At 63.7% G+C, this 23,992-nt stretch carries 23 protein-coding genes and 1 pseudogene; 8 read left to right on the forward strand and 16 right to left on the reverse strand.

The features are described 5' to 3' along the window. Nucleotides 1-121: 121 nt before the first annotated feature. The 4 genes from kynA (at nucleotide 122) to AC1DSJ_RS12555 (ending at nucleotide 4,764) form a co-directional block, all read left to right on the forward strand. Nucleotides 122-970, forward strand: a complete 849-nt coding sequence (gene kynA, locus AC1DSJ_RS12540) for a tryptophan 2,3-dioxygenase (protein WP_054423651.1) — start codon at nucleotides 122-124, stop codon at nucleotides 968-970. A gap of 272 nt (nucleotides 971-1,242) precedes the next feature. Further along, a complete protein-coding gene (locus AC1DSJ_RS12545; protein ID WP_006218255.1) occupies nucleotides 1,243-1,509 on the forward strand; it encodes a type B 50S ribosomal protein L31 in 267 nt (88 codons plus the stop codon). A 124-nt stretch (nucleotides 1,510-1,633) separates the two neighbouring features. Then, on the forward strand, nucleotides 1,634-3,364 hold the full coding sequence (locus AC1DSJ_RS12550) for an ArnT family glycosyltransferase (protein ID WP_441370683.1): 1,731 nt from the start codon (nucleotides 1,634-1,636) through the stop codon (nucleotides 3,362-3,364). Then, complete coding sequence (locus tag AC1DSJ_RS12555) at nucleotides 3,361-4,764, forward strand: MATE family efflux transporter (RefSeq protein ID WP_175169688.1); 1,404 nt, start codon at nucleotides 3,361-3,363, stop codon at nucleotides 4,762-4,764. The genes AC1DSJ_RS12550 and AC1DSJ_RS12555 overlap by 4 nt, the downstream gene beginning before the upstream one ends. Before the next feature lie 99 nt (nucleotides 4,765-4,863). Here AC1DSJ_RS12555 and paaK read toward each other — a convergent pair whose 3' ends face one another. From paaK to paaA, 9 genes are all read right to left on the reverse strand, one after another. Continuing rightward, on the reverse strand, nucleotides 4,864-6,183 hold the full coding sequence (paaK, locus tag AC1DSJ_RS12560) for a phenylacetate--CoA ligase PaaK (protein WP_441370682.1): 1,320 nt from the start codon (nucleotides 6,181-6,183) through the stop codon (nucleotides 4,864-4,866). A 137-nt stretch (nucleotides 6,184-6,320) separates the two neighbouring features. Then, the gene (gene paaI / locus AC1DSJ_RS12565) at nucleotides 6,321-6,791 is read right to left on the reverse strand and encodes a hydroxyphenylacetyl-CoA thioesterase PaaI (RefSeq protein WP_175169687.1); all 471 of its coding nucleotides are present in this window, start codon (nucleotides 6,789-6,791) and stop codon (nucleotides 6,321-6,323) included. Next, on the reverse strand, nucleotides 6,791-7,579 hold the full coding sequence (gene paaG / locus AC1DSJ_RS12570; protein ID WP_054423669.1) for a 2-(1,2-epoxy-1,2-dihydrophenyl)acetyl-CoA isomerase PaaG: 789 nt from the start codon (nucleotides 7,577-7,579) through the stop codon (nucleotides 6,791-6,793). Before paaG ends, paaI begins: the two co-directional genes overlap by 1 nt. A gap of 13 nt (nucleotides 7,580-7,592) precedes the next feature. Then, nucleotides 7,593-9,257 carry a phenylacetic acid degradation protein PaaN gene (paaN, locus tag AC1DSJ_RS12575; protein WP_054423670.1) on the reverse strand — a complete coding sequence of 555 codons (1,665 nt, stop codon included), beginning with the start codon at nucleotides 9,255-9,257 and terminating at the stop codon, nucleotides 7,593-7,595. A 45-nt stretch (nucleotides 9,258-9,302) separates the two neighbouring features. Further along, nucleotides 9,303-10,388, reverse strand: coding sequence for a 1,2-phenylacetyl-CoA epoxidase subunit PaaE (gene paaE / locus AC1DSJ_RS12580; RefSeq protein ID WP_342066466.1), 1,086 nt, complete (start codon nucleotides 10,386-10,388; stop codon nucleotides 9,303-9,305). Between the two features lie 13 nt (nucleotides 10,389-10,401). Beyond that, on the reverse strand, nucleotides 10,402-10,908 hold the full coding sequence (paaD, locus tag AC1DSJ_RS12585) for a 1,2-phenylacetyl-CoA epoxidase subunit PaaD (protein ID WP_054424656.1): 507 nt from the start codon (nucleotides 10,906-10,908) through the stop codon (nucleotides 10,402-10,404). Then, nucleotides 10,905-11,669 (reverse strand): 1,2-phenylacetyl-CoA epoxidase subunit PaaC, encoded by a 765-nt coding sequence (paaC, locus tag AC1DSJ_RS12590; protein WP_054423674.1) that lies wholly within the window; start codon nucleotides 11,667-11,669, stop codon nucleotides 10,905-10,907. The genes paaD and paaC overlap by 4 nt, the downstream gene beginning before the upstream one ends. Before the next feature lie 15 nt (nucleotides 11,670-11,684). Next, nucleotides 11,685-11,969, reverse strand: a complete 285-nt coding sequence (gene paaB, locus AC1DSJ_RS12595; RefSeq protein ID WP_050447891.1) for a 1,2-phenylacetyl-CoA epoxidase subunit PaaB — start codon at nucleotides 11,967-11,969, stop codon at nucleotides 11,685-11,687. A 109-nt stretch (nucleotides 11,970-12,078) separates the two neighbouring features. Further along, nucleotides 12,079-13,068 carry a 1,2-phenylacetyl-CoA epoxidase subunit PaaA gene (paaA, locus tag AC1DSJ_RS12600; protein WP_441370681.1) on the reverse strand — a complete coding sequence of 330 codons (990 nt, stop codon included), beginning with the start codon at nucleotides 13,066-13,068 and terminating at the stop codon, nucleotides 12,079-12,081. Between the two features lie 172 nt (nucleotides 13,069-13,240). Here paaA and paaX point away from each other — a divergent pair, with 172 nt between their 5' ends. Next, nucleotides 13,241-14,173: a phenylacetic acid degradation operon negative regulatory protein PaaX gene (gene paaX / locus AC1DSJ_RS12605; RefSeq protein WP_441370680.1), complete on the forward strand. Its 933-nt coding sequence runs from the start codon at nucleotides 13,241-13,243 to the stop codon at nucleotides 14,171-14,173. Nucleotides 14,174-14,261: 88 nt separating this feature from the next. On the opposite strand, the gene AC1DSJ_RS12610 is transcribed toward paaX, so the two are convergent. Beyond that, a complete protein-coding gene (locus AC1DSJ_RS12610; RefSeq protein ID WP_427946617.1) occupies nucleotides 14,262-14,888 on the reverse strand; it encodes an NAD(P)H-hydrate epimerase in 627 nt (208 codons plus the stop codon). Between the two features lie 151 nt (nucleotides 14,889-15,039). Next, a complete protein-coding gene (gene orn, locus AC1DSJ_RS12615; RefSeq protein ID WP_054423681.1) occupies nucleotides 15,040-15,585 on the reverse strand; it encodes an oligoribonuclease in 546 nt (181 codons plus the stop codon). A 61-nt stretch (nucleotides 15,586-15,646) separates the two neighbouring features. Here orn and AC1DSJ_RS12620 point away from each other — a divergent pair, with 61 nt between their 5' ends. Next, nucleotides 15,647-16,897 (forward strand): M48 family metallopeptidase, encoded by a 1,251-nt coding sequence (locus tag AC1DSJ_RS12620; protein ID WP_054423682.1) that lies wholly within the window; start codon nucleotides 15,647-15,649, stop codon nucleotides 16,895-16,897. Further along, on the forward strand, nucleotides 16,894-17,856 hold the full coding sequence (gene rsgA, locus AC1DSJ_RS12625) for a ribosome small subunit-dependent GTPase A (protein ID WP_245636341.1): 963 nt from the start codon (nucleotides 16,894-16,896) through the stop codon (nucleotides 17,854-17,856). Before AC1DSJ_RS12620 ends, rsgA begins: the two co-directional genes overlap by 4 nt. Before the next feature lie 185 nt (nucleotides 17,857-18,041). Here rsgA and AC1DSJ_RS12630 read toward each other — a convergent pair whose 3' ends face one another. After that, nucleotides 18,042-18,773: a CoA pyrophosphatase gene (locus AC1DSJ_RS12630; RefSeq protein WP_054423683.1), complete on the reverse strand. Its 732-nt coding sequence runs from the start codon at nucleotides 18,771-18,773 to the stop codon at nucleotides 18,042-18,044. A 123-nt stretch (nucleotides 18,774-18,896) separates the two neighbouring features. Continuing rightward, nucleotides 18,897-19,277, reverse strand: a complete 381-nt coding sequence (gene rplS / locus AC1DSJ_RS12635; protein WP_054423686.1) for a 50S ribosomal protein L19 — start codon at nucleotides 19,275-19,277, stop codon at nucleotides 18,897-18,899. Between the two features lie 209 nt (nucleotides 19,278-19,486). On the opposite strand from rplS, the gene AC1DSJ_RS12640 reads away from it, so the two are divergent. Further along, nucleotides 19,487-20,359, forward strand: a complete 873-nt coding sequence (locus AC1DSJ_RS12640; RefSeq protein ID WP_054423687.1) for a DMT family transporter — start codon at nucleotides 19,487-19,489, stop codon at nucleotides 20,357-20,359. 13 nt (nucleotides 20,360-20,372) lie between these two features. Here the strand turns inward: AC1DSJ_RS12640 and AC1DSJ_RS12645 are convergent, their stop codons facing one another. The 3 genes and pseudogenes from AC1DSJ_RS12645 to AC1DSJ_RS12655 all read right to left on the reverse strand — a co-directional run bounded on the left by AC1DSJ_RS12645 (nucleotide 20,373) and on the right by AC1DSJ_RS12655 (nucleotide 23,973). Continuing rightward, nucleotides 20,373-20,861, reverse strand: coding sequence for a hypothetical protein (locus AC1DSJ_RS12645; protein WP_441370679.1), 489 nt, complete (start codon nucleotides 20,859-20,861; stop codon nucleotides 20,373-20,375). A gap of 317 nt (nucleotides 20,862-21,178) precedes the next feature. Continuing rightward, nucleotides 21,179-22,462: pseudogene (locus AC1DSJ_RS12650) on the reverse strand (PA0069 family radical SAM protein); the annotation flags it as partial. Between the two features lie 212 nt (nucleotides 22,463-22,674). Continuing rightward, nucleotides 22,675-23,973 carry a sulfate adenylyltransferase subunit 1 gene (locus AC1DSJ_RS12655; RefSeq protein ID WP_342066462.1) on the reverse strand — a complete coding sequence of 433 codons (1,299 nt, stop codon included), beginning with the start codon at nucleotides 23,971-23,973 and terminating at the stop codon, nucleotides 22,675-22,677. Nucleotides 23,974-23,992: the final 19 nt, after the last annotated feature.

The following is a 23,992-nucleotide window of genomic DNA, read 5'->3' on the forward strand; positions in this document are numbered from 1 at the left end:
CCATGAACCTGTCTGACACCCTCTGTGCGGCGCTTGCCTGCGCCCGCCCCCGCGCGCCCGGCTGGCGCGCCCTGCCCGCGTCAGCCCGCCGCGCCGCCCCGCCCTGCCACGGAGGCCAAGCATGAGCTGCCCGCACCGCCCCGAAGACATCGTCCACCAGGAAAAAGCGCAGCTCGATTTCACGCGCGACATGACCTACGGCGATTACCTGCATCTGGACGAAGTGCTGGGCGCGCAGCATCCGCTGTCGCCCGAGCACAACGAGATGCTCTTCATCATTCAGCATCAGACGAGCGAACTCTGGATGAAGCTGATGCTGCACGAGCTGCGCGCCGCTATCGCCAACGTGGCGGCCGACCGCCTGCAACCCGCCTTCAAGATGCTGGCGCGCGTCAGCAAGATCATGGAGCAGCTGGTTCACGCCTGGGATGTGCTGGCGACGATGACGCCGCCCGAATATTCCGCGCTGCGCCCCTACCTGGCCCGTTCCAGCGGCTTTCAAAGCTATCAGTACCGCCAGATCGAATTCCTGCTGGGCAACAAGAACGCCGCAATGCTCAAACCCCATGCGCATCGCGAAGACCTGCTGGCTCAGGTGCAAAGCGCCTACGTCGCGCCTTCGCTGTACGACGAAGCGCTGCGCCTCTTGGCGCGTCAGGGCATCACGGTTCCCGCCGACCGGCTGGACCGCGACTGGACCCAGCCGTACGAATCCTCTGAAGGCGTGGAAGCCGCCTGGCTGACGGTTTACCGCGACACCGACCGCTATTGGGATCTGTATCAGTTGGGCGAAAAGCTGACTGATCTGGAAGACGCCTTCCGGCTGTGGCGATTCCGCCACGTCACGACGGTCGAACGCGTCATCGGCTTCAAACGCGGCACGGGCGGCACGTCGGGCGTGGATTACCTGCGGCGCATGCTGGACGTCGTGCTGTTCCCGGAAATCTGGAAACTGCGCACGGAACTTTGAAATCCGTCCCCTTATTCGGCACCGAAGGCAGCGCACGCCGCAGCCCCCTTTTGCCCTGGCGTAGCAGGATTTTCCCGTGCTAGAATTTGGGGTTACTTTTTGGATACGTGGCTAGAGTCCTCGCATAAGTGATTCAGTGATTCGGTATTTCGCAGCGGCAACCCCATCGTTGTCAGCCAAAATATCGAACCCCTGCAACCCGCTTTTCGCGTCCTGGCTGGCGACCCTAACTCTTGAGAAAGACTCCCTAGCGGGTCCAAGGATTAAGCACCATGAAAGAAGGCATTCACCCCGAATACCGCGAAGTCGTCTTCGCCGACCTGCAAACGGGCAACAAGTTCATCACCCGTTCGACGGTCCACACGCGCGAAACCGTTGAAATCGACGGCAAGACGTACCCGCTCTTCAAGTGCGACGTGACCTCCGAATCGCACCCGTTCTACACCGGCGCCCAAACGCGTATCGTCGAAACCGGCCGTGTGGAAAAGTTCCGCGCCCGCTTCGCCCGTACGGCCGGCACGGTCAAGTCCGCTTCCTGATCCTGTTGCTCCTACGGGAGTCACAGCAAAAAGGCAGCCTTCGGGCTGCTTTTTTTTCCCCCCTAGACGGCTTCTTGCATGCTGGGGGCTGGCGCAACCAGATCACTCGGTTACATTAACGCCCGTGTCCCCACTTTCTCTTTCCACTCCCGCCCGGCTCACCTCCGTGGCGACCGCGAAGCTCCCCAGACTGATTTTGCTGGGCTTGGCGCTGGCCTATGTCGTGGCCGGCCTGTTCATGCGCGACCCGTGGAAAACGGATGATGCGGTGGGTTTGGCGACGATGATCACGGCGATCCGCGAAGGCGGCATCACGTGGCTGCTGCCGCAAGTGGGGCACTTGGCGCACGCCGAAGAAGGCCCGCTGATCACCTGGGTGGGCGCCATCTGCATTTGGCTGTTTGGCCCCTACATTGGCGACATCACCGCCGGCCGCCTGCCCAACCTGCTGTGGTTTGGCATTACCGCGACCAGCGTCTGGTACGGCACCTATCTGCTGGGCCGCCGCGCCGAAGCCCAACCGCTGGCCCTGCCCTTTGGCGGCGAACCTGAACCACGCGACTACGGCCGCATGCTGGCCGACGCCGCTTTGCTGCTGCTGCTGGCCACCGTGGGCATCCTGCAGCGCACGCATGAAACCACGGTTGTGCCGGCGATCATGGCGTGCCAGGCACTGGCTTTCTATTCCTTGGCGCGCAGCGTCGACCGCCCCTTCACTGGCACCACGACGCTAGGCATCGCGCTGGCCGCCAGCTTCCTGACGCGCGGCTGGGTCGGCGCCGTGCCCATCATGATCGGCGCGTTGCTGGCCTTCTACCCGCGCAGCCAATTGTGGAAGTGCAAGCGCTGGCTGCCCTGGGCGGCCCTGCTGACCGTTGCGCTGATCCTGGCCTGGTGGATTCCTGCCAGCGAAACCAGCCAGTACTGGATACGCAACTGGAAGACCTGGAACCTGTCGTCCTTTGCGCTGCCGTCGTGGCATGACATCGGGCGCACGCTGCGCGACCTGCCCTGGTACTTGTGGCCCACCTGGCCGTTGGCGCTGTTGGCCGTCTGGCGCTGGCGCGCCTGGATCTACGCCCCCCACATCTGGCTGCCGCTGATGCTGCTGGTGTGCTCGGCGCTGGTGCTGTTCGGCCTGGAAGAAGCCACCGATTCCGAGTACGTCCTGTTGGCAGTGCCGTGCGCCGTGCTGGGTGCGTTCTCGCTGCCAACGCTGCGCCGCGGCGTGGTCAATACGCTGGATTGGTTTGCCGTCATGTGCTTCTCGCTGACGGCTGCAACCGCCTGGCTGGGCTGGGTGGCGCTGCACTTCCACTGGCCCGCCCAGATCTCCCGCAACATCGCCCGCCAGACGACCGGCTACGAGCCCGTCATTTCATGGGGCGCATTCACGCTCGCCGTGATTTTCACCGTGGCCTGGATCGCGCTGGTGGTGTGGCGGCTGCGCGTGCGTCCGCAAGCCCTGTGGCGCGGCACGGTGTTGTCCGCAGGCGGCCTGACGGTGACGTGGATTCTGCTGGTGCTGCTGTGGCAGCCTGCCGTTGACTACGCGCGCAGCTATCGCACGGTGTCGGGCCAATTGGCGCAGGCGCTGGAACAACACAAACGGCCCGGTGAATGCGTGCGGGGTTTGAGCCTGGGCAGCGGCCAACGCGCCTCGTTCCTGATCTTCAATAACTTGAGCTTCACGTTCGACGCCAAGTGCACGCTGATCCTGCAACAGACCAGCAATCAAAGCCTGCGCGACAACACCGCCGCGTATAGCGACGGCGCCGACGTGCTGTGGCAAGGCGGCCGCCGCGCCGACCGGCAGGAAGTCTTCCGCCTGCTGCGAGTCGGCCCCAACCGATGAATGCCGTGAACACGGCGCCGATGTCATTCGGCGCCACCCTGCGCGGCATTGCCAAGCAGGCCTGGCCGGTGCTGATCAGCCAGTGGGCCGGCATCTCGTTCGGCGTGCTGGACACCGCCATGACGGGCCACTCCAACGCCAGCGATCTGGCCGCGATGGCCTTATCGGCCTCGATCTACATCACCGTATTCGTGGGCCTGATGGGCGTAGTGCACGCCCTGATTCCCATCCTGGCCCAGCACTACGGCGCGGGCAACAATCACGAAGTGGGCCGCAGCTGGGGCCAGGGCGTCTGGCTGGCGCTTGGGCTTTCGGTGGTGGGCGCCATCCTGATGCTATTCCCGGATGTCTGGCTATCGATGTCGGGCAACGTCGCCCCTGGCGTGCGCGAGCGCATCGGCTCCTACCTGCAAGCGCTGGTGCTGGCGCTGCCCGCCGCGCTGGTGTTCCGCACCATCTACGCACTGGGCACGTCGGTATCGCGGCCCAAGCTCGTCATGGCGATCAACCTGTCGGCGATCGGTTTCAAGGCCTTCTTCAACTGGCTGTTGATCTACGGCAATTTCGGCCTGCCCGCCATGGGCGCGACCGGCGCCGGCCTGGCAACGGCCATCGTGTCGTGGATGAGCCTGGGGTTGGGATTGTGGGTGATCACGCATGACCGCTTCTACCGCCGCTTCCAGCTTCGCGTGGGCAAACCCGACTGGAAGACGCTGAAGGAACTGCTGCGCCTGGGCATTCCGATGGGCGGCTCGTACCTGGTGGAAGTGTCGGCCTTCACGTTCATGGCCCTGCTGGTGGCCCGCGAAGGCACCTTCGTCACGGGCGGCCACCAGATCATGTCGAACCTGGCGGCGCTGTGCTACATGATGCCGATGGCGCTGGGCGTGGCCACCGCCGCGCTGACCGCGCAAGCCATTGGCGCCGGCAATATGGCGCACGCGCATCGCACGGGCATGGCCGGCTTGGCGCTGGGCCTGATCGGCGCGTTGCTAACCGCGGCCGTGCTGCTGGCTGGCCGTCCGCTTATTCTTGCCGCCTATACCAACGACGCCGAAGTCGCCGCCGTGGCCACGACGCTGCTGGCGGTACTGCCGCTGTTTCACTTGTTCGATTCCATGCAGTGCATCAACTCCTACCTCTTGCGCGCCTACAAGGTGGCGGTGGTGCCGTTGCTGCTGCAAATGGTGGCGCTAGCGGGCGTTGGGCTCGTCGGCGGCTGGTGGTTTGGCTTCGGCCCGGGCCGTGGCGGGCTGGATGGCATCCGCAATGTGTTGGTGCCGGGTTCGCCCGAAGGCGCGGGCAGCATGTGGCTGATGGCGATGGTTGGGCTGGCCTTGTCTGCCGCCCTGCTCCACTTCTGGTACCGCCGCATCGTGCGGACGATGGCGCAACAGTAAGCTCTCAGCGTTTGAATCCAAAAAAATGGCAGCCCGAAAAGGCTGCCATTTTTATTCCCTGACTGAATTACGCCAGGAGCCTAGGGCCAAGGGCCCGGATTAGACCACTTTCGGACGCTTGTCGATCACACGACGCGCCTTGCCCGTCAACGTGCGCTCGACATGGCCAGCATCAGACACCTGGATGCGCGCGCTGACGCCGATGTGCGTCTTCACGGCATGTTGCAGCTGCTTGCCCAGGTTGTTGCGTTCGTCGTCCGACAGGCCCGAGAACTCGGCGCGCACTTCCGTCAGGATTTCAAGCTCGTCCATATTGCCCGTGCGCGACAGCACCAGCTGATAGTGCGGCGCCAGTTGCGCGATTTTCAGCACCAGCTCTTCGACCTGCGTCGGGAACATGTTCACGCCACGCACGATCAGCATGTCGTCACTGCGGCCCGTGATCTTGCCAATGCGGCGCATGCTGCGCGCGGTGGGCGGCAAGAGGCGGGTCAGGTCACGCGTGCGGTAGCGGATGATGGGCATCGCTTCCTTGGTCAACGACGTGAACACGAGCTCGCCGGGTTCGCCGTCGGCCACGGGTTCGCCGGTGTCCGGGTTGATGATCTCGGCGTAGAAATGGTCTTCCCACACCACCGGACCATCCTTGGTTTCCACGCATTCGCTGGCCACGCCCGGGCCCATCACTTCAGACAAGCCGTAGATGTCCACGGCGTCGATGCCGGCTTCGGCCTCGATGTCGGCGCGCATCTGGCCCGTCCACGGCTCAGCGCCGAAGATGCCGATACGCAGCGAGCTTTGACGCGGATCAATACCCTGGCGGCGCTGTTCTTCGAGAATATTGCAGAAGTAGGAAGGCGTGACCATGATGATGTCCGGACGGAAATCATTGATCAGCTGCACCTGCTTTTCGGTTTGGCCGCCCGACATCGGGATGACCGTGCAGCCCAGGCGTTCCGCACCGTAGTGCGCGCCCAGGCCACCCGTGAACAGCCCGTAGCCGTAGGCGATGTGCACGGTGTCGCCCGGCTTGCCGCCGGCTGCGCGGATCGACCGCGCCACCAGGTTGGCCCAGTTGTCCAGGTCGCTCTTGGTGTAGCCCACAACCGTCGGCTTGCCCGTCGTGCCGCTGGACGCATGAATGCGCGAAATGCGCTCGCGCGGCACCGCAAACATGCCGAACGGATAGTTGTCGCGCAGTTCCTTCTTCGTCGTGAAGGGGAACTTGGAAATATCGGACAGCTGCTTCAAATCGTCCGGATGCACGCCCGCTTCGTCGAAGGCCTTTTTGTAGTGCGCAACGTTCTCGTATGCGTGCTTGAGGCTCCACTTCAGACGCTCAAGCTGCAACGCGCGAAGCTCGTCCTCGCTGGCATGCTCGATGGGGTCCAGCCCCGGCTTGCTCATGGTGTTGGACATGGTTATCTCTCTCCTGAAATTCGCTCTACACCGGTCCGGGCCGCGCCGGGGGCAACACCCCCATGCGCGCGCCGCTTGGCCGGCGATCTTGTCTTTGGTTGGATGACGGGTTCAGCGTTGTGCCGCAGGCCTGCCACTCAGGCCTCGGCGGGGACCCCCACGATCTGGCCCTTGATGCGATAGGACCGCCCTCGGAACAGCGCGACGTTGCGCCCGTCTTGATTCGTGACGGTCACGTCGTATACACCCGTGCGGCCGGCCAGCGACCGCTCTTCTGCCACGGCGGTCAGCAGATCGCCTTCGAAGCCCGGGGCCAGATAGTCGATCGTGCAGCCGGACGCTACCGTGCTGACATTGCGCGAATTGCAAGAGAACGCGAACGCGCTGTCGGCCAGCGCGAAGATGAAGCCGCCATGGCAGGTCTTGTGCCCGTTGAGCATGTCGGCGCGCACGCGCATTGTCAGACGCGCATAGCCCGGCGCCATGTCTTCGACCTTCATGTCCAAGCCCTGCGATGCCGCGTCGCCCGCATACATCACGGTGCCAACGGCCTGCGCCAATTCCTGGGGATCGCTCGGCACCTCAACAGTGGGAACGTGCACGGTCATCATTGCCCCTTGAATTGCGGTTCGCGCTTGCCCAGGAACGCGGCCACGCCTTCAGCGTAATCGGCGCTGCGGCCCAGTTCGCGCATCATGTCGCGTTCCAGGTCCAGCTGCGTCGACAGGTCGTTCGCCAAGCTGGCCTGCAGGGCGCGCTTGGTGAACGCCAGGCCCTTGGTGGGCGCCGTCGAAAAATGTTGAGCCAGACGGTTCAGCGTGGCGTCGAATTCTTCGTCCGCCACGCATTGCCAGATCAAGCCCCATTCTTCGGCTTGCTTGGCGCTGAGCTTGTCGCCCAACATCGCCAAGCCCATGGCGCGCGCCCGGCCAACCAGGCGCGGCAGCACGAAGGTGCCGCCGGTGTCGGGGATCAGGCCCAGCCGGCAAAACGACTGGATGAAATTGGCCGAGGCCTTGGCGATGACGATATCGCCCGCAAACGCCAAGTTGGCGCCCGCGCCGGCCGCCACGCCATTCACGCCCACCACAACGGGCATGGGCAAGGCGTTCAGGCGGCGCACCAGCGGGCCGTAGAACTTGTCGACGGTTTCGCCCAGGTCGGGCGGCGTGCCGTCTTCGGCAGGCTTGCGCTCGCTTAAGTCCTGGCCTGCGCAAAAGCCGCGGCCAGCGCCCGTCAGCACCAGCACGCGCGCGCCTTCGGTTTCAACGCGCGTCAACGCGTCGGCCACTTCGCCGTGCATGTTGGCGGTGAAGCTGTTCAGTTTGTCCGGGCGGTTCAGCGTCAGACGCGCGATGCCGTTGGACAAATCAAATTGAATATCCTGATAGCTCATAAGCGTCGCCCTGTCAGACGTGACGGCGGGTTTGCACCACGCGGAAGCGGTTCGACACGAAGGCCGTGTCGGACAGCGCCGCGTTGGCGGCCGGGTTGGCGCCGGTGCCGTGGAAGTCGCTGAAGGCCGCGGTTTGGTTAACGAACACCGCGCCCGTCAGGTTCAACGACAAGGACACGCCCGACACTTCCGCCGCGTCCTGCACCTGATCGGCCACTTGCGGGTCGGTCGTGTAGGCGGACAGCGACAGCGCGCCGTGCTGGATGACGCTATCGCGCGCCAGCTGGACGCTGTGCGCGGTGGAGTCCGTCGCCACCACGAAGGCGATCGGGCCAAACCATTCCTGGCTGATGGCGGCGTTGCCGGCTTCCGTGCGCAGCAGCAGCGGCGTGCGGACGCGGGCATTTTCAAATTGCGGGTGCGTCAGCGTCTTGCTGTCGGCCACCACCGGCAAGCCCAGTGCGCGGGCCTTTTCGATGCGTTCGACGATGCCTTCGTTCTGGATGGCGCCCGTCAATTCGACGGCGCGTGCCGCGTCGGAGCCCAGCTTTTCCAGCGCCACGCCCAGGGCGGCGGCGACGTCATCAAAGCTGACGCGGCCTTCCGGCGTGTTGATGCCATCGCGCGGCACGTAGATGTTTTGCGGCGCGGTGCACATCTGGCCCGAATACAGCGCCAGCGAGAACGCCAGGTTGCGCGCCACGCCCTTCAGGTCGTCGGTGGAATCGATGATGACTTGGTTGACGCCGGCCTTCTCGGTGTAGACCAACGCTTGGCGGGCATTGTTTTCCAGCCAGTCGCCGTTGGCGGTGCTGCCGGTGAAGTCAACGATCTTGACGGCCGGGTCCAGCGCCAGCTTTTGCGCGGTGTCGTCGCCGGCTTCGTGTGCGGCCAGCAACACCACGTCGGGGTCAAAGCCTGCTTCTTGCAGCACTTCGCGCGCGACCTTCACGGTGATGGCCAGCGGCAGAATGGCGCCGGGGTGCGGTTTGACGATAACGGTGTTGCCGGTGGCCAGGCTGGCAAACAGACCCGGGTAGCCGTTCCAGGTGGGGAACGTCGAGCAGCCGATCACCAGCGCCACGCCACGCGGCACCACGGTGAATTGCTTTTCCATGCGGATGGGGTCGTTCTTGCCCTGCGGCTTTTCCCAGATGGACACGCCCGGAATACGCGACATTTCCTGCCACGCGTAGGTCACGGCTTCAAAGCCGCGGTCTTGCGCGTGCGGGCCGCCCGCCTGGAAGGCCATCATGAAACCTTGGCCGGTGGTGTGCTGAACCGCGTAGGCGATCTCGAAGCTGAGCTTGTTCAGACGGGCCAGAATTTCCAGCGACACGCCCACCCACGCTTGGGGGCCGGCACGGCGCCAGTCTTCCAGCGCGCGCTTGGAAGCGGCGATGAGCTTGTCGACGGGCACGTGCGGATACGTGATGCCCAGATCAAAACCATAAGGAGATTTTTCGCCGCCCACGGTGCCGTCGGCATCATGCAGGTTCAGCGGGAAAGGCTTACCCTTCAGCGCTTCAAACGCGGCGCGGCCGTCGTCGTTGGCGGTTTCGCCATAGTTGCGGGGGCTGGGCGATTCGGCAAACGGGCTCCAGTAGCCGCGCAGTGCGGCGGCAGCCAGGGATTGTTCCAGCAGGGGCTGATGGCGTTCGAAGAATTTCTGGGACACTGCGTCTCTCCAATGAATATGTTGTGTCTGACCGGCTGCGCCGTGTCAGGTTTCCTGGTCGAAGTCGATGACCAGGCGGTCGCTGACCGGAAAGCTCTGGCAGCTCAAGACGAAACCGCGCGCCACTTCGTAGTCTTCCAAGGCGAAGTTGGCATCCATGTCGACTTCTCCTTCGATCACCTTGCAGCGGCAGGTGGAACACACCCCACCCTTGCACGAATACGGCAGTTCGATCCCTTGCGCCAGCGCCGAATCCAGCACGCTGTCTTTGTTCTTATCAATCACGAATTTACGGCTGTGGCCGTCTTGCACCACCGTGACTTCGCACTGCCCCTTGCCGGGCGCCTGACGGGCGTCGTGGCCGGTGCGCAACGCGCGCGGGCCCTTGGGGGCGCCGAACAGCTCGAACTTGATGTTCGCCTTGGGAATGCCGCGCGCCTGTAGGTGCTCGACCACGCTTTCCGTCATGGTCTGCGGGCCACAGACAAAAGCGTAATCGATATCCTCGGGGCTCATCCAGGCCGACATCAACTGGTCAACCTTGTCACCATCCAGGCGGCCGTTGAAGAGTTCGATGTCCTGCGTTTCGCGGCTCATGACGTACACCAGCGAAAAACGCTCCATGTACTGGTTCTTCAGGTCTTCGATTTCTTCGCGAAACAGCACCGCCGACGATGCGCGGTTGCCGAAGAACAGCGTGAACTTGCTGTTCGGCTCGATGGACAGCGCGGTTTTCACCAGCGAGAACACCGGGGTGATGCCGCTGCCCACCGCAAAGGCCACGTAATGGCGCTGGTTCTCGGGCGAGAAATCCACGGTGAAGTTGCCGGCCGGGGCCATCACTTCCAGCGTCTGGCCCGGCTGCAATTCCTGGTTGGCCCAGCTTGAGAACGTGCCTTCGTCGACCTTCTTGATCGCCACGCGCAGCAGCTTGTCGTGCGGGGCGGAACAGATCGAATACGAACGGCGCAGCTCTTCGCCATTTAACTGCGTGCGCAGGGTCAGGTACTGCCCCGGCAGAAACGCGAACTCGTCCGCCAGCGTGTCGGGCAGATCGAAGGTCACGACGACGGCATCGCGCGTGTTGCGCGCCACCGAGGCCACCTTCAAGGAATGAAATTGGTTGCTCATCTTGAAACCGCTCTCAGTGAGTCTTGAAATAATCGAAGGGTTCGCGGCAAGACACGCAGCGATACAGCGCCTTGCATGACGTGGACCCGAAGTTGCTGACCATCCGCGTGTCGTGCGAACCGCAGCGCGGGCACGCAATGGCGGGGGCGGCGGCGCGGCGGCTGATGCCCGAGATGTCGATGGCGCGTTCAGCGGGCGCGGCGATGCCGTAGCCCTTGAGCGCTTCACGGCCCTTTTCGCTCATCCAGTCGGTCGTCCAGGCGGGCGCCAGGCGGGTGTCGACACGAACCTCGCCCACGCCATGGCGCGCCAGCGTCTGCTGAATGTCTTGCGTGATCTCGCGCATGGCCGGGCAGCCGGAGTACGTGGGCGTGATGACGACGACACAGGTGCCGCCGTCCCAGGTCACGTCCCGCACCACGCCCAGATCCACCACGGACAGCACGGGGATCTCCGGATCGGGGACCTCTTGCAGCCAGGTGTAGACCTGGTCGGCGGAAATGGGCGCCAGCGCGTTCACCACGTGGCTCCCGGATAGGCGCGCGGCAGGTACTGCATTTCGGCCAGCACGTAGCCCAGCGCTTCGGTGTGCCTGCCTTGGCGCCCACCGCGATAGGCCAGATGGTTGGCGGCAGCGTCATCCGGCACGGTCAGCGTGGCTTCTTCCAGCACTTCGCGCACGTGGGCGATCCAGGGTTCGCGAAGGGCAGACAGATCACAGCCGATGCCGCGCGCGGCCACGTCCTGATCCACGGCGTCGTCGGCGAACAGTTCGCCGGTGAAGCGCCAGGCGTCGTCGATGGCGGCCTGCATCTTGGCGTGGCTTTCATCGGTGCCGTCGCCCAGGCGCACGACCATGTCGGATGAGCGGCGCACGTGATACGTCACTTCCTTGATCGACTTGGCGGCGATGGCGGCAACGCGTTCGTCAGCGGACTGCTCCAGGCGTTGCAGCAGGAAGTAGTGCCAGACGTCGAACAGAAACTGGCGCGCCATGGTGTCGGCGTAGTTGCCGTTGTCGCGTTCAACCAGCAGCACGTTGTGGAACTGATGCGCGTCGCGGTGATAGGCCAGCGCGTCTTCATCGCGGCCGGCGCCTTCGACTTCGCCCGCAAGCGTCAGCCACATGCGGGCTTGGCCCAGCAAGTCCAGCGCGGTGTTGGTGAGCGCCAGGTCTTCTTCGAGGATCGGGCCGTGGCCCGTCCAGGCGCCCAGCCGCTGCGACAGGATGAGCGACGAGTCGCCCAGGCGCAGAAGATATTCAAACAGAGTCTTGTCCATGTCTCCCCCGCCGCCTTACATGTGCTTGATTTCGTCAGGCATCGGGAAAAACGTGGGATGCCGATAAACCTTGCTGTTGGCCGGTTCGAACAGGGGTTCCTTGTCGCCGGGGCTGCTTGCCGAGATATCGGAGGCGCGCACGACCCAGATGCTCAGGCCTTCATTGCGGCGCGTGTAGACGTCGCGGGCGTGGTTGATCGCCATTTCGGCGTCAGAGGCATGCAGGCTGCCGACGTGCTTATGCGCCAGGCCATGCTGGCTGCGGATGAACACTTCCCACAAAGGCCAGTCTTTGCTCATGATGAATATCCTTGAAATGCCGGGCGCGCGCGGCGCGCTCCGGACGGCAATGATGAGGTGATGTCGCGGGTGGCAAAGAGAAACGCAGTTGCGCGTGGGCCGGTTCGCTTCAAGCGGCCTTGCGCTGCGCCTTCTTGTCCGCGTAGGCGACCAGCGCGTCGCGCACCCAGGCCCCGTCCTCGTGCGCCTTGACGCGCGCGGCCAGGCGTTCCCGGTTGCAAGGGCCGTTGCCCTTGAGCACCGCGTAGAACTCGCTCCAGTCGATTTCGCCGAAGTCGTAGTGGCCGCGTTCGGCGTTCCACTTGAGATCAGGGTCCGGCACGGTCAGGCCCAGGTATTCGGCCTGCGGCACGGTCTGGTCCACCATCTTCTGGCGCAGCTCGTCGTTGGAGAAGAGCTTGATCTTCCAGGCCATTGATTGCGCGCTGTTGGGCGAATCGGCATCCGAGGGGCCGAACATCATCAGAGCGGGCCACCACCAGCGGTTCAGCGAATCTTGAACCATGGCTTTTTGCTCGGGCGTGCCGTGCAGGCACATCTGCATCAGCAGGTCGTAGCCCTGGCGCTGGTGGAAGGACTCTTCCTTACAGACGCGCACCATGGCACGCGCGTACGGGCCATAGGAACAGCGGCACAGGGGGATCTGGTTGATGATGGCCGAGCCGTCAACCAGCCAGCCAATCATGCCGATGTCGGCCCAGCTGAGCGTGGGGTAATTGAAGATGCTGGAGTACTTGGCGCGGCCCGCGTGCAGGTCGTCGATCAGGTCATCGCGCGACACGCCCAGCGTCTCGGCGGCGCTGTACAGGTACAGCCCGTGGCCGGCTTCGTCTTGCACCTTGGCCAACAGAATGGCCTTGCGCTTGAGCGACGGCGCGCGGGTGATCCAGTTGCCTTCCGGCAGCATCCCGACAATTTCCGAATGCGCGTGCTGCGAGATCTGGCGGACCAGCGTCTTGCGGTACGCATCCGGCATCCAGTCTTTGGCTTCGATGCGCACGCCGTCGTCAATGCGGCGCTGGAACGTCTGTTCGCGGCCTTCAAGCTGGTCCGCGGTCTTGACCTGCTTGACGCCGGTTTCGACGAGTTGAGCGTACATGTTTGTCTCCTTGAGACGGTTTGCGAAAACGCAAAGCAAACGTTCCGCAGCGCCGTCATGTCATAGGCGGATTATTTAATACAAAAAAACCATTGTCAAACTCAAATCTGTATCACATTGGATTTATGTATCATATTGCAGATCCTGATATCGGCCGCTTGCGGCCCACCCTATGGCAAACCCTACGTCGCCTTTGGACCGTTTCCTGTCCCGGTTGTTGAAAAGCGACCCGCCTCGCGCCAAATCGCTCTGCGTCAGCTTGCTGGGAGACGCGCTCGCGCCTCACGGCGGCGCTATCTGGCTGGGCGATCTCATCGAACTGCTGGCCCCGCTGGGCATCAATGAACGCCTGCTGCGCACAAGCGTCTTCCGGCTGGTTGCCCAGAACTGGCTGCAATCAGAACGGCACGGGCGGCGCAGCCTGTACCAGATTTCCGAACAAGGGCTGAGACACACCGCTCATGCTTCGCAGCGCATCTACGAAGGCGCGGCGCAAGACTGGAACGGCGAATGGACGCTGGTGGCGTTGCCGCGCACGGGCAATGGCCTGGCCGAACGTGCGGAGCTGCGCCGCGAGCTGGTGTGGGAAGGCTTCGGCATGATCGCGCCGGGGCTGTTCGCCCACCCGCACACCGAGGCGCGGGCTGCGCACGACATTCTGGAAAAGCTGGGCATTCCGGACCGGGCGCTGGTGCTGTCGGCTCGTGATCTGGCTGGCGCGGGCGGACTGCCGATCGCCAGCCTGGCCTCGCAATGCTGGAATCTGGACGACGTGGCCGAGCAGTACCGGCAATTCTCGCGAAATTTCGGCCCGCTGGAAAAGCTGCTGGAAGAGACGCCGGCGCCGGCTGACGCCTTCGTCATCCGCGTCATGCTGCTGCACAACTGGCGCCGGATCGTGCTGCATGACCCCCAATTGCCGGGGCCCATGCTGCCCGACAACTGGCCAGGGCATGCGGCGCGCGAGCTTTGCGGGCGGGTTTATTGGAAGGTATTCGATGCGTCGGAAACGCATCTGGATGTGCTGGCGGGAAAGGATAACGAGCGCTACGCGCCGTTGAAACCGGACGTGGATGCGCGCTTCGGCGGCCGGCCCGCCAACTGAGTCTGGCTACAGCGCGGTAGCCGGCCTGGTTTCCGTCGCGATCACTACGCAATCACTACGCAGTCACTACGCGGTCACTACGCGGTCACTACGCGATCACAACTCCGAGCGTGTCCACATACCGCTCGCCCGCGGCATCGCGGCCCGCACCAGGGACGTCCAGCCCGCGCGCCATACCGATGAACGACAACGTCCACCGTGCTTGCACCGGCCGGCCCAATGCCGCGCCGGTGTCGGCGTCAATTCCGCTGGGCACGTCCAGCGCCAACACGGGCAAGCGCCAGGCATTCACCTGATCCACCAGCGCCTGCCACGAATCGCTCAACGGCCGATTCAGCCCGATGCCAAACAGGCCATCAATCACCACATCGAACGCAGAATGAGCCGGTAATTCCGTCAGCACCGGCCCTTTTTTATCAGACCAAGCCTGCCACGCGGCGGCGGCATCCGGCGGCAATTTGCCGGGGCCAGATGGCAATAGGACGACAACCTCATCCCCGCGCTCACGCAGCAGGCTGGCTGCCGTCAGCGCGTCGCCCCCGTTATTGCCGGGGCCGGCCAAGACCAGGATGGAGATTGGATGGGGATAGCGGGCCGCGATGAACTCGGCGGCCGCCTTGCCCGCAAGCGGCATCAACTCCCGGCCTTCAGCCAGGGCAAGCTGCTCAGCGCGGCGGATTTGGGTGACAGAGTAGGACTCGAAGTCGGACGGCATGGCGGGGACGGCTAGCGCCCGGGGCTGAGGGGCTGCGAGCTGGGGGGGGCTGCGAGCCGGGGGCGAGCCTCTAGCCGCTGACGGCTGGCGGCTGACCGCAGGCGGCCGGGCCGTGGCCCGTTTACGCCCTCAGGCAGCCCCCCCCGATTTCTTACACTTTCAGGAAGTGCTCGCGGTAGTACTTGAGTTCGTCGATGGATTCGTAAATATCGGCCAGCGCTTCGTGGCGGCTCTTCTTTTCGAAGCCCTTGTAGACAGCCGGCGCCCAGCGGCGCGCCAATTCCTTCAGCGTGCTGACGTCCAGGTTGCGGTAGTGGAAGAACTGCTCCAGGCGCGGCATGTACGCAAACATGAAGCGGCGGTCCTGGCTGATGGTGTTACCGCACAGCGGCGACTTACCTGCCGGCACATGCTGCGCAAGAAACGCCAACAGCGTATCCTCTGCCTGCGCCTCGGTCACCGTCGACGCCTTGACCTTGTCGATCAGGCCGCTTTTGCCGTGCGTGGACTTGTTCCAGTTGTCCATGGCGTCAAGCAGGCTGTCGGGCTGGTGAATCACCAGCACGGGGCCTTCGGCGACCACGGTCAGATCGGGTTCCGTCACCACGACGGCCACCTCGATGATGCGTTCTTTCTCAGGTTCCAGCCCCGTCATTTCCATGTCGAGCCAGACCAGGCGATTTTCGTTCACAGCCATATAATTTGCCTATAAAACACGCGATTTTCGCACATCCCTACTTGAGCTCACCGCTTCGCCCATGTTCACACTGCTGTTCGTAGCTTTCCTGCTGGCCGACATGGCCGTGCGCCTGTGGCTGGCAACGCGCCAGATTCGGCACGTTGCACGCCATCGCGATGAAGTGCCTGCTGAATTCTCTCACCGTATCGGGTTGACCAGTCATCAGCGTGCGGCGGATTACACGGTTGCCCGCGTCAAGCTGGGCATGCTGGAACGCACCTATGACGCGATCCTGCTGGTGTGTCTGACCTTGATGGGCGGGCTGCAATTCATCGACCTGATGGTGGGCCAGCTTACCAGCAATGACTTCCTGCGCCAGATGCTGTTGCTGGTGGTGGTGGCGCTGCTGCTGGGCCTGCTGGGGCTGCCCTTTACGCTGTGGAGGCAGTTCAAGCTGGAGGCGCGCTTCGGTTTCAACCGGATGACGCCCGAGCTGTTCATTGCCGACACCGCCAAGGGCCTGCTCGTGGCCGCGGTGCTGGGCCTGCCGCTGGCAGCCGCCGTGTTGTGGCTGATGGGTAGCGCGGGCACGTACTGGTGGATCTGGGCGTGGGCGCTATGGACGGTATTCAACCTGGTGCTGCTGGTCGTCTACCCCATGTTCATCGCGCCGCTCTTCAACAAGTTCACGCCGCTGTCAGACCCCGACCTGGCGGGCCGCATCCAGCGCCTGGCGCAACGTTGCGGCTTCGCGCTGAATGGCCTGTTCGTGATGGACGGCTCGCGCCGCTCTGCGCATGGCAACGCCTACTTCACGGGCTTTGGCCGTTCGCGCCGCATCGTGTTCTTCGACACGCTGCTCGCCCGCTTGAACGGCGATGAAATTGAAGCCGTGCTGGCCCATGAACTGGGTCATTTCGCCAAGCGCCACATCATCAAGCGTGTCATCTTCAGCTTTGGCGGCGCGCTGGTTTTCTTCGCCATCCTGGGCTGGATCTCCCAGCAACCCTGGTTCTACGTGGACCTGGGCGTGCTGCCGCAACTGGGCGGGCGCAACGACGCCATGGCGCTGCTGCTGTTCTTCCTGGTCATTCCTGTTTTCACTTTCATGTTCACGCCGTTGGCCAGCTGGTACTCGCGCCGCGACGAATTCGAAGCGGACCGCTATGCGGCCGAACAGAGTTCGCCCGAACGCCTGGTTTCCGCCCTGGTCAAACTCTACGACGACAACGCCGCCACGCTGACTCCCGACCCTGTGCATTCCGCCTTCTACGATAGCCATCCCCCCGCCGCCGAGCGCATCCGCCACCTGATGGCGGCTGCCGCATGAGCGCCCCGCGCAAAACCAAAAATGCTCCCGCTGGCGCAGCGTCTGCCGCGCAGGCCGCAAGCACCTTGCTGGAAGGCCGCATCATCGCGGCCCACGGCCGCCACTACACGGTAGAGCTTGCCGACGGTTCGGTGCGCAAGTGCTTTCCGCGCGGCAAGAAAGCGGGCGCCGCCGTGGGCGACCGCGTGCAAATCGCGCCGCAAGGCAAGGACGAAGGCGCTATCGACGCCATCCTGCCGCGCAGCAACCTGCTGTATCGCTCTGACGAAATGCGGTCCAAACAGTTCGCCTCGAACGTTGACCAGCTGCTGATCGTGATTGCTGTGCAGCCGACGTTTTCAGACGACCTGACTGGCCGCGCACTGGCCGGCGCCTGGAGCGCTGGCATCTCGCCGCTGATCGTGTTGAACAAGACCGACCTGGTGGACGAATTGCCCGCCGCGCGAGCGCGTCTGGCGCCGATCGCCGCCTTGGGCGTGCCCGTCATTGAACTCAGCGCGCTGGAACCCGACAACGTCCACACACTGCTGGCTCCGCGTTTGGCCGGCCGCACAAACCTGCTGCTGGGCCAAAGCGGCATGGGCAAATCGACGCTGCTCAACGCGCTGATTCCCGATGCGCGCGCGGCCACCCGCGAGCACTCGACGGCGCTGGATATGGGCAAGCACACCACGACCAGCACGCGCCTGTATCACCTGCCCGAGCCGGGCGGCGACCTGATCGATTCCCCGGGATTCCAGGCGTTCGGCCTGCAACATCTGACCCGCGACGACATCATTCGCGGCTTCCCGGAATTCACCAAACCGATTGAGCAATGCCGCTTCTATAACTGCACGCACCGGCAAGAGCCGGGTTGCGGTGTCGTGGCAGCATTGGAGTCGGGGCAGATCAATCCGCTGCGGTACGCGCTGTACCAGCGCATCCTGGAAGAGAACCTGGCGGGGCAGCAGCGGTATTGACGCGGGGCTTCACAGCCCGCGCCACCCGCGTCTGAGCCATTACGCCGGACGCTACGCCTGAGCCCGAAGGCCTTAGCCGACACGCTTGATGCGTGCCGGTTTCAGCGCGGGTTTCAGCGTCGGTTTCAGCGTCGGTTTCAGCGCCGGTTTCAGCGCCGGTTTCAGCGCCAGTTTCAGCGCCAGTTTCAGCGCGGGGCCAGGCCGTGACGCAGCAGGTGATAGAGGTTGCGCAACATCCCGGCGGTGGCGCCCCAGATGAAATGCTTGCCGTAAGGCATGCCGTAATAGTTGCGTACGCGGCCATCATCCAGCCGCGCTTCGTACAACCGATGGTTGGCCGGGTCCATCAAGAAGGACAACGGCACCTCGAACACCTCGGCCACTTCGAACGCGTCGGGCGCCAGGTCAAAACCAGGGCGTACCAACGACACCACCGGAATGATTGAAAAGCCCGTCGCCGTCAGGTACGGCGGCATGCTGCCCAGCACTTCAACAAAATTGGCGGGCAGACCGGTTTCTTCTTGAGCTTCGCGTAGCGCGGCATCGACAGGCGTCGGGTCACTGATTTCAATGCGGCCGCCGGGAAAGCTGATCTGCCCCGCATGGTCATGCAGGTGCGCCGCGCGCTGCGTCAGCATGATGTGGACGCCGTTATCGCGCGTGACCAGCGGAATCAACACGGCGGCTGGCACAGGCGTGCCTTCGCGTCCGGGATAGCGCAGATCGTTGTCGCGCGAAAGCTCCAGCGTCCAGGTGGACGGCTGGGTCAGCGTGCCCCGCAAAGAATCCGGGGTCAACAGATTGGCAGGCACGGCCGGCAGAGAATCGTTGGCCACTACCCACGGTTGCGTCGCCGGATCGAAGCCGGGACGCACGAGCGGCCGTCGGGGCCGCGCGGAATACGAGGAATCAGACATACGGCTTTGCAAAAAGAAAAAGGCACCCTCGCAGGTGCCTTTTTAACCCGGAAACCTGTGCCGGACGGAAACGCTGAATGGCGCGAACGTCCGACACTGGTAGGGCCGTGTGCCGATAAGCGATCAAGCCGCCGGGGCTTGCTTGCTGACCAGCTTTTCCTTGATACGTGCCGACTTGCCCGAGCGGTTGCGCAGGTAGTACAGCTTGGCGCGGCGCACGTCGCCGCGGCGCTTGACTTCGATGCCGGCGATTTGCGGCGAGTACAGCTGGAACGTACGTTCCACGGCTTCACCCGACGAAATCTTGCGCACGGTGAACGCGGAGTTCAGGCCGCGGTTGCGCTTGGCGATGACAACGCCTTCGAAAGCCTGCACGCGCTTGCGGGTGCCTTCAACGACGTTCACGCTCACGATGACGGTGTCACCAGGAGCAAATTCAGGTTTGGCTTGACCGCCGGTCAGACGGGCAATTTCTTCCTGTTCCAGGATAGCGATAAGGTTCATTAGAACTCCTAGATCATCATGTCTTTGCGGACTAAAACTTTTGCCGATCGATGTTGTTGCTGATGCCGCAAGCAGAGGATGAGATTTGGCAAACCAATGATTCTACACCAAAAATTTCGTTAGGCGTCGGGTAGAATGGCGACCTTCCCGCGGCGTTGCTGTACCCTTGCTGCTTCTGTAACAAACACGTCATCTGACGCTGTTCCCTCATGTCGTATACGTCCCTGTTATTGGTCGTCCTGGCGGCGATGGCCCACGCAACGTGGAATCTGCTTGCCAAGCGCGCGGCCATGGTGGGCGCTCCCTTCGTCTTCGCCTACGGCCTGTGCGCCTCGGTGCTCTATGCACCCTGGGTGATCTGGGTGTTGCTGCACGACGGCATGACGTGGACCTGGCCCATCGTGGGCGCCATCCTGACCTCCAGCCTGTTGCATCTGGGCTACAGCCTGTGCCTGCAACGCGGATATCAGGTGGCGGATCTGTCGGTGGTGTATCCCATTGCTCGCGGTACCGGCCCCCTGCTTTCCACCACAGGCGCTTTTCTGCTGCTGGGCGAACCCGCCACCAGCACCGGCATCATCGGCATGCTGTGCGTGGTGATAGGCGTGCTGCTGATCGCGACCCAAGGGCGGCTGGCCATCTTCAAGCAGGCGCAGGCCTGGGTGGGCGTGCGCTGGGGCGTCGTGATCGGCCTGTTCATTGCGGCCTACACCGTGGTGGACGCCTATGGCGTCAAGGTGCTGCTGATCAGCCCCGTGCTGTTCGACTGGTTTACCTGTGTCACCCGCACCACCATGATGACGCCTCACATGCTGAGCCGGCGCGCTCAAGCCTGGGAGTCCATGCGCGGACACTGGCATCTGGCGCTGGCGGTTGGGCTGCTGTCGCCGTTGGGGTACATCCTGGTGCTGTACGCCTTGCGCAACGGTGCACCGCTGAGTCTGGTGGCCCCTGCCCGCGAGATGTCCATGATGTTGGGCACCCTGGCCGGCATGTTCCTGCTGCGCGAAAAGGTCGGACCGGGCCGCTTGGCCGGTTGCGTGTCGATCCTGATCGGCGTCGTGCTGCTGGGCTCCAGCTGAAAACCGGCCGGCCTTAGAACCCAGCGGCCGCGCCCAACCACATCAAGCCAGGGATGATCGCCCCCCAGGCCAACACCATCACCACATCCAGCACCATGGCTTTCATGGTGACCTGAGACGTCACGGGTTCCACCGTGGCGTTACCCAGGCTGCGCTCGCGCACAGCGGTTGCGGCGGGCAGGCTGGGCGAAGCCGGTGCAGCCACCAAGCCAGCGGTATCCGCCACGGGCCGAGCCACCGGCATCGGCATGCCGACGGAAACGTTGGCCGCTTGCCCTGACAGCGCGCCCTCTTCCACCGGCACGGGCGGGAAAGGCCAGCGTACAGGCCGCGTGCTTGAGCGTACGCGCTGACGCGGCTCGGCGTCTGCCGACGTGTTCCAGGGCATGGCCAGACCGGCCAGCTTGGCGCACACGGCGCGGGCGCGATAGGCGCCGCGACGCAGCGGGTTCAGCGACACGACGAGCTCGTCCGACAAAACGGAAATATCAGCGGTGTTCATAGGAACTCCTTGGAGAAACGATTCCACGCCGCCGCAGCGGCCGACGCGGCGGCAAGCCGCGATCAGTCAAACAACGACAACTGCCCGGCCGCCAATGCGCGCAACTGGCGCGCACCGCGGCCAACCGCGCCACTCAGTGCGGGCAGGCCATCAGAAAAAGGGACCCCTGAAGACGCTTGCGCGCCAACCGGGGATAGGAAATCGGTAGAGGAGGCGCCAGCGGCTTGGGCGAAACCGGCACCTTGGCCACGGCCAGCTTGGGCCGTTTGGGACGTTTGGGACGTTTGGGCCGTTTGGGACGTTTGGCCACCTTGGCCAACCTGGCCGGCTTGGCCTGCGGAAAACAGCGACGCCGTGGCGTTAGGCGCCAGCGGCGGCTGGAAGCGATCGCAGTCCAGCGCCAGACGCTGACGGTTCAACCCCAGCTTGCGCGTTGCCACGGCGAAACGCTGGCGCAGCAAATCGGCCCAGATGCCGGTACCGCGCATGCGGGAACCGAAGTTGGGATCATTGCGGCGGCCATTGCGCAGGTCTTCAATGCGGTGCAACACGCGCTGGGCGCGGTCGGGGTAATGCGTGTTGAGCCAGTCTTCAAACAGGGTCTTGACCTCCCAGGGCAGGCGCAAGACGGTGTAGCTGGCGTAATGCGCGCCGGCCGCCTTGGATTCCTGGAGGATGTGTTCCATGGACTCGTCGTTGATGAACGGAATGACCGGCGCCACCAGCACGCCCACCGGCACGCCGGCGTCGGTGAGGCTGCGCACGGCCTCCAGGCGGCGCCAGGGCGCGGCGGCGCGGGGTTCCAGCGTGCGGGCCATGCCGGCGTCCAGCGTGGTGATGCTCATGTAGACCACCACCAGCTTCTGTTCGGCCAATGCCGCCAACAGATCAAGGTCGCGGGCGACCAGCGCATTCTTCGTGACGATGGTGAGCGGATGCCGGGTTTCCAGCATCAGCTCGAGCATGCCCCGGGTCAGCCGCCAATCGCGTTCAATCGGCTGGTAAGCATCCGTGGCCGATCCGATGTTGATGGGCGACGGCTTGTAGCCCGGCTTCCCGAGCTCAGCGCGCAGCGCTTCCACGGCATTGGCCTTGGCGACCAGGCGGGTTTCGAAGTCGAGCCCGGGCGACATGCCCAGGTAGGAATGGGTGGGACGGGCGTAGCAGTACACGCAGCCGTGCTCGCAACCCCGGTAGGGATTGACGGCGACATCAAAGGGGATATCGGGCGAATCGTTGCGCGACAGCATCTTGCGCGCTTCTTCCGCCGTGACGGTGGTCTTGGGGAGGGGCGGCGCAATGCGGGTGTCGGGCAGGATTGGGATGATCGTCGAACCTGAACGCGAACCAGAACGCACGTCGGCCACATCAGAAGCCTGATCGGGGAATTCGGAGGGGAAGTCAGACGAAAAACTATCAGGGACGGACTCAACAAAATCCGCCGGCAGACCTGACGAGGACCAGCCATCGTCGACCTGCACGCGGTCATCGCGCTGAAAGCGATGCCGAACATTAGTAACCGCACCCCGACCGCGCAAGGCGGCGGGGGCGGCAGCCGGGGACCCAGAACCGGCGGGAAAAGAATGATCGGTGCGTGCCATAAAAACTACTGTACAAAAACACAGTGGTTTTGACAAGCACCAAAAGCCTTTTCGTAAGACAGCCCAACTTTACCGCAAGACGCGGACGCCGTCTGAACAAATCGATTTCATCAGGCGATATTGCCCGGAGAGCCGCACCAGCATTGAGTTTGGATGAAATACAACACCAAAAATCCGGGCCGGATTTTGTTGTTTTCCGGCCCGAACCCCACTTACCGCAACATGCCTGCGGCAGCCGTCTGGTGCGTGGCCTCGTCGATCAAAATAAAGGCCCCGGTGGCAGGCACATCGGCATAACGATCAACCGCCAATGCCTCGCGCGTGGTGAACGTCACGCGTCCGATATCGTTCATGCGCAACGTGCCCTCGGTGTTCTCCACTTCCTGCAATTCATGGATGTCACGATGCGACAACACCGCACGAATCTTCGCCGACGTGAGCCGCGTGCCCGACTTCAACAGATACTTGCGCGCCGGGTTCAACGCTTGCGAATCGAGCCAGCACAACTCGGCTTCGAACTCGCGCGTGACTTGCGCGGGTGCGGCGGTATGCACGATGACATCACCGCGCGACACATCCACATCACGGTCCAACACCAGCGTGACCGAATCACCCGCCACCGCTTCATCCAGCACGCGATCGAACACTCGCACTTCACGCACCACTGCGCTGACACCCGACGGTTGCACGGTGATGGCATCGCCCGGACGCAGCACGCCGCTGGCAACGCGCCCGGCATAACCGCGGAAATCTTCCTTGCGGTCTCCATCGTGACGCGCCACCCATTGCACCGGGAAGCGCAGCGGCAACGCGCGGCCATCGCTGGCCAGGTCCAGCGATTCCAGCAGCGCCAGCAATGGCTGGCCTTCGTACCACGGCGTCTTCGGCGACAGCGTGACCACGTTGTCACCATTCAACGCCGACAAGGGCAGCGCATCGAAGTGTTCGATGCCCAGCTTGCCCGCCAGATCCGCATACGCATCGCGGATGCGTTCGAACACAGCGCGGTCCCAATCAACCAGATCCATCTTGTTGACCGCGACCACAATGTGGCGGATGCCCAGCAAGCGCGCGATGGTGCTGTGACGCTTGGTTTGCGCCAACAGCTTGCCGTCGGCCGCGCGCGTGGCGTCGATGAGGATGACGGCCACGTCCGCCGTCGATGCGCCCGTGACCATGTTGCGCGTGTACTGCTCGTGCCCCGGTGCGTCGGCGATGATGAATTTGCGCGCGGGCGTCGAGAAGTAGCGGTAGGCCACGTCAATCGTGATGCCCTGCTCGCGCTCGGCTTCCAGGCCGTCGGTCAGCAGCGAAAAATCAATGCCGTCGCCCGCCACCCGTTTGTGTTTGGCGCGCGAGATCGCGTCCAGCTGATCCGCGAACACGCCCTTGCTGTCGTACAGCAAGCGTCCGATCAGGGTGGACTTGCCGTCGTCGACGGAACCCGCCGTGATCAGGCGCAGCACGCCCGTGCCGGCGCCGGAAAGGAAAGAATCATTCAGTGCGTTCATGTGCGTCCCCTGCCGCCGG

The sequence above is a fragment of the Achromobacter sp. 01N37 genome (assembly GCF_056399725.1).